The sequence below is a fragment of the Methylobacterium sp. CCH5-D2 genome, assembly GCF_001556475.1.
GTDB lineage: Bacteria > Pseudomonadota > Alphaproteobacteria > Rhizobiales > Beijerinckiaceae > Methylobacterium > Methylobacterium hispanicum.
In genome coordinates this window covers 1-4,453 of the sequence record NZ_LSIX01000545.1, presented here as the reverse complement: position 1 = coordinate 4,453, position 4,453 = coordinate 1, and the positions used below count along the sequence as shown (strand labels likewise).

The following is a 4,453-nucleotide window of genomic DNA, read 5'->3' as shown; positions in this document are numbered from 1 at the left end:
CGACATCGTATCGGCCTACGTGTCGAACAACTCCGTGCCGGCGGCCGAGCTGGGCGGGTTGATCGCGGGCGTGCACGCGGCCCTGCTGCGCCTGAGCGGGGCCGCCCCGGCGGCCGCCGAGGTCGAGGCGCCGGTCGAGAAGCCGAGCCCCGCCCAGATCCGCAAGTCGGTCACCGACGAGGGGCTGATCAGCTTCATCGACGGCAAGACCTACAAGACGCTCAAGCGCCACCTCACCACCCACGGCCTCGACCCCCGCGCCTACCGCCAGCGCTACGGCCTGCCCGACGACTACCCCATGGTCGCTCCCGCCTACGCCGCTCAGCGCTCGGCGCTGGCCAAGCAGATCGGCCTCGGACGTCCCGGCGCCCTCGCCGAGCGGGCGAAGCCCGCGGAGGCCCCGGCGGCGCCGGCCGGCCGCCGGCGGAAAGGCTGAGGCGCCGCCTCAGGAGACGGCGGCGAGCTTGTCGGCCATCGACTGCTCCTTGTCCCGGCGCGTCGAGAAGATCAGCGTGAAGAACGTGCGCTGCACGCCCATCTCGGCGAGCCGCGCCTCGCAGCGCTCGGCCAGCTCGCAGATGGCGCCGAGTTCGCCCTCGATGTTGGTGCCGTTGGGATGCATCGTCGCGTCGAGGCCGCTGGCCTCGATCAGCGCCTTGATCTCGCGCACGTAGGGCGAGACCGAGGGGCCCACGCCCATCGGCACGATGCAGAGATCCGCCGCAACCCTCATGGAACACTCCTCTCCGGCAAGGTCTTGCGGCGTCGCGGGGATGCGGGCCGCGGCCGCCGGCCGCGTCGCCCGCCTCAGCCCGCGCGCGCCGCCGCCCGCGCGGCGCCGGCGCTCAGGCTCGCGCGCGCCTGATCGAGGACGTCAGCGATCCGCGCGCCGACTTCCAGGGCGATCGCCGTCGAGTTCGCGCCCTCGGATTGCTGCGCGTCGATGCGGGCGATGGCGCCCGTGAGCAGGGTCTCGATCCCCGTGAGGAGCGTGCGTGCGGCCTCGGGGTCCATCTTCGCCATGGCGTCGGCCGTCGAGCAGCAGACCTCCTTCAGCATGAAGAAGCTCAGCCTCTCGACCGCGCGCCGATCCTCGTTCGAGAGTTCGGACATCCCGGGCTCCGATGGTTCGTCGGGGGGCGCCGTCGGCGGCCCGCATTGTCGTGGTCATCACCGACAGGTCGAACAGGCTTCGCTTGCGCCGGGCTGTGTTCGCGGCCGGATCCGCGATCTCGGGCCCTCGCGCGGCGTCACGTTCCGCAGAAGGTCCGGTAGCCGATCCCGCCGCCTTCCGGCGCCTCGCCGTACCGTGCCAGGCCCGGCTGATCCGTGTAGGGCCGGGCGAGCACGCCCAGCAGCTCCGCGAACGGCGCGAAGTCTCCCCGTTCGACCGCCGCCTCGATCACCGCTTCGACCCGGTGGTTGCGCGGGATGTAGGCCGGGTTGACCGCCCGCATCGCCGCCGCCGTCTCGGCCGGTCCGCGCGGCGCGCGGTCCAGGCGCTCGCGCCAGCGCGCGGCCCAGGCATCGTAGGCGGTCGGATCGACGAAGAGGTCGCGCACCGGTCCGTCCGCGGCCGGATCCGCGGCCGCGTCCGCGAGGCGCCGGAAGGTGAGGGTGAAGTCGGCCTGGTTCTCGGCCATGCGCCGCAGGAGGTCGCCGGCCAGTTCCGCGTCGCCCGCGCGCATCTCGGCGAGGCCGATCTTGCGCGCCAGCCCGCCATGATAGGCCGCCTCGAAGCGGGGCGCGAAACCGCCGAGCGCCGCCTCGGCCTCCTTCACCCCCGCCTCCTCGTCCGCGGCGAGCAGCGGCAGCAGCGCCTCGGCGAGCCGGGTCAGGTTCCAGAGGGCGATGCGCGGCTGGTTGCCGTAGGCGTAGCGCCCGTGCTGGTCGATCGAGCTGAACGTCGCGCGGGCGTCGTAGGCATCCAGAAAGGCGCAGGGGCCGTAATCGATCGTCTCGCCCGCCACCGACATGTTGTCGGTGTTCATCACCCCGTGGACGAAGCCGACCAGCAGCCAGCGCGCGACGAGCTCCGCCTGCCGGCCGATCACGCCCTCCAGCAGCGCGCGGTAGGGATTCCCGGCCGCGGCCGCCTCGGGATCGTGCCGCGCGATCACGTGGTCGGCGAGCGCCCGCAGGGCCTCGGTGTCGCCGCGCGCCGCGAAGAACTGGAAGGTGCCGACGCGGATATGGCTCGCGGCCACCCGGGTGAGCACCGCGCCCGGCAGCACGGTCTCGCGCACCACGCGCTCGCCCGTCCTGACAGCCGCGAGCGCCCGGGTGGTCGGGATGCCGAGCGCCGCCATGCTCTCGCTGACGAGGTACTCGCGCAGCACCGGCCCGAGCGCCGCCCGGCCGTCGGCGTGGCGGGAGAACGGGGTCGGGCCGGCTCCCTTGAGCTGGATGTCGCGCCGCCGCCCCGCCCGGTCGATGACCTCGCCGAGCAGGATGGCCCGCCCGTCGCCGAGCTGCGGCACGAAGTTTCCGAACTGATGGCCCGCATAGGCCGCGGAGAGCGGCTCGGTCCCCTCCGGCAGGCGGTTGCCCGCGAGCATCGCGAGGCCCTCCGGGCCGCCGAGCCAGCCGGGGTCGAGCCCCAGCTCCAGAGCGAGGTCGCGGTTGAGCGTGATCAGGCTCGGTTCCGCGACCGGGGTCGGCGCGAGCCGCCGGAAGAAGCGGTCGGGCAGGCGGGCGTAGCTGTTGTCGAAGGGGAGCGGGGCCGACATGGGGCTGGCTGGTCCTCTCGGGTCCTCTCGGGGGTCCTCAGGACCAATGGGGACGCGGGCCCCGGGTTCAAGGCGCCGCCGCGAGGCCGGCGGCGCGGAGGGGGCCGGCGCGCTCAGTGCCCGTGCCGGCAACCGGGACCGTGCACATGGTGGCCGTGCTCGTGGCCGTGCTCGTGGCCGTGCTCGTGGTCGTGCCCGTGTCCATGGTCGTGTCCATGATCGTGCGAATGGGCGTGGTCGTGCTCGTGATGAGCGTGCGCGTGCTGATGGCCGTGGTCGTGCCCGCAGGTGCTGTGGTCGTGGGCCTCCCGCTCCGGGCGGAAGGCGCGCGAGACCGCGGCGGCGGCGCAGCCCTGGCCCCGGATCAGCTCGGCATTCGCCGGCGTGTCGGGCACGTAGAGCCTGTCCGCCGCGACCTCGGTGGCCACGTGGTTCCCGCCGAGCTGCCAGGCGAGGCGCATCAGGCGGGCCGGGTTCTCGGCCCGCACCTCCAGCAGCGCCTCGGGCGCGGCGCGCACGGCCACGAGGCGCCCGTCCTCCAGCCGCAGGGCGTCGCCGTCCTCGATCGTGGCCGACCTCGCCAGGGCGAGGTCGAAGGCGAGCCCGCCCTGGGCGTGCAGATGTCCGCTCGCCCGGCCGCGGGCGGCATGGTCGAGCACGACCGTGTCGACGACGGCATCCGGCCGCACGGCGGGCTTGCGCACCAGGGTCGTGGCTCTCTGCATGGGGTCCTCGGAAGGGGCTCGAAGGATCGCGTCGGTCCGCGCGGGGACGCGCGGTCCTCCGCATGTCGGAACGCGGACGGCCGAAGGGAAGCCGTGCGGGCGCCGCCCGCGCGACCTGAGCCCTGGCTCGTCCGGAAGCTTATGCCGGGCGGAACCTCGGGCCGGGCGGAACCTTGGCCGTTCGGTTCGCGTTCAAGGACCATAACGGCTAAGCTCGCTCCGCACCATCGTCGCGGCGGAACGCCGGACCGCACAAGGGAGACCCCATGATGAAGAAGCTCGTTGCCGCGGCGCTCGCCGGCACCCTGGCCCTCTCGCTCGGCGCCTGCAACACGCCGCAGGATCGCGCGCTCGGCGGCGGCGTCCTGGGCGCGGGCCTCGGCGCGGCGGTCGGCGGTCTCGCCACGGGCCGGGCCGGCGGCGCGCTCGCGGGCGCGGCGATCGGCGGCGCCGGCGGCGCCATCGCGGGTGCCGCCACCGCGCCCCGCTGCCCCTACGGCACCTACCGCGACGCCTACGGCGACGTGTACTGCCGCTGAGCGAGCCTGATCGACCCTGCGCGGGCCGCATGGTCGGGGGCCGGAGCGTCGACGCTCCGGCCCTTTTCCGTTGGGGCGCGAGCCGCTATCGCATGCGGCCCCCTCGCCCGCGCAGCCCCGACGATGCCCTCCCCTTCCCGCCTCTCCCGGACGCCGCCGCGATGACCTCGGGTCTCTGGGGCAAGATCGGCGGCGCCGGCATCGGCATGGCGGTCGGCGGCCCGCTCGGGGCGCTCGCGGGCAGCGTCGCCGGGCATTACCTGTTCGATCGCGAGGGTGCGCCTTTCGGCCGCACGCCGCGCGAGGTGGTGTTCACGACGGGACTTGTGGCGCTCGCCGCCAAGATGGCGAAGTCCGACGGCGTGGTGGTCCCCTCCGAAATCGAGGCCTTCGGCCGGGTGGTGCGGGTCGAGGCGGCCGAGCGCGCCGGGGTCGAGCGGCTCTTCGACCTCGCCAAGAC

The 4,453-nt window shown here is 74.4% G+C and carries 6 protein-coding genes and 1 pseudogene; 3 read left to right on the top strand and 4 right to left on the bottom strand.

Annotation, left to right across the window (positions count from 1 at the left end):
* Positions 1 to 436, top strand: a 436-nt coding sequence (locus AX737_RS13895) for a MucR family transcriptional regulator (RefSeq protein WP_082773038.1), incomplete at its 5' end; no start/stop codon positions are given.
* A gap of 9 nt (positions 437 to 445) precedes the next feature.
* Here the strand turns inward: AX737_RS13895 and AX737_RS13890 are convergent.
* The 4 genes from AX737_RS13890 to AX737_RS13875 form a co-directional block, all read right to left on the bottom strand.
* Complete coding sequence (locus AX737_RS13890) at positions 446 to 733, bottom strand: MTH1187 family thiamine-binding protein (protein WP_066922236.1); 288 nt, start codon at positions 731 to 733, stop codon at positions 446 to 448.
* Positions 734 to 807: 74 nt separating this feature from the next.
* Positions 808 to 1,113 carry a hypothetical protein gene (locus AX737_RS13885; protein ID WP_066922234.1) on the bottom strand — a complete coding sequence of 102 codons (306 nt, stop codon included), beginning with the start codon at positions 1,111 to 1,113 and terminating at the stop codon, positions 808 to 810.
* 137 nt (positions 1,114 to 1,250) lie between these two features.
* Positions 1,251 to 2,729, bottom strand: a complete 1,479-nt coding sequence (locus AX737_RS13880; RefSeq protein WP_066922232.1) for a protein adenylyltransferase SelO — start codon at positions 2,727 to 2,729, stop codon at positions 1,251 to 1,253.
* 113 nt (positions 2,730 to 2,842) lie between these two features.
* Complete coding sequence (locus AX737_RS13875; protein WP_066922230.1) at positions 2,843 to 3,454, bottom strand: urease accessory protein UreE; 612 nt, start codon at positions 3,452 to 3,454, stop codon at positions 2,843 to 2,845.
* Between the two features lie 269 nt (positions 3,455 to 3,723).
* Here AX737_RS13875 and AX737_RS13870 point away from each other — a divergent pair, with 269 nt between their 5' ends.
* Together AX737_RS13870 and AX737_RS13865 are read left to right on the top strand one after the other, a co-directional pair.
* Positions 3,724 to 3,993 (top strand): hypothetical protein, encoded by a 270-nt coding sequence (locus AX737_RS13870; protein WP_066922238.1) that lies wholly within the window; start codon positions 3,724 to 3,726, stop codon positions 3,991 to 3,993.
* 161 nt (positions 3,994 to 4,154) lie between these two features.
* A pseudogene (locus AX737_RS13865) lies at positions 4,155 to 4,453 on the top strand (TerB family tellurite resistance protein); the annotation flags it as partial.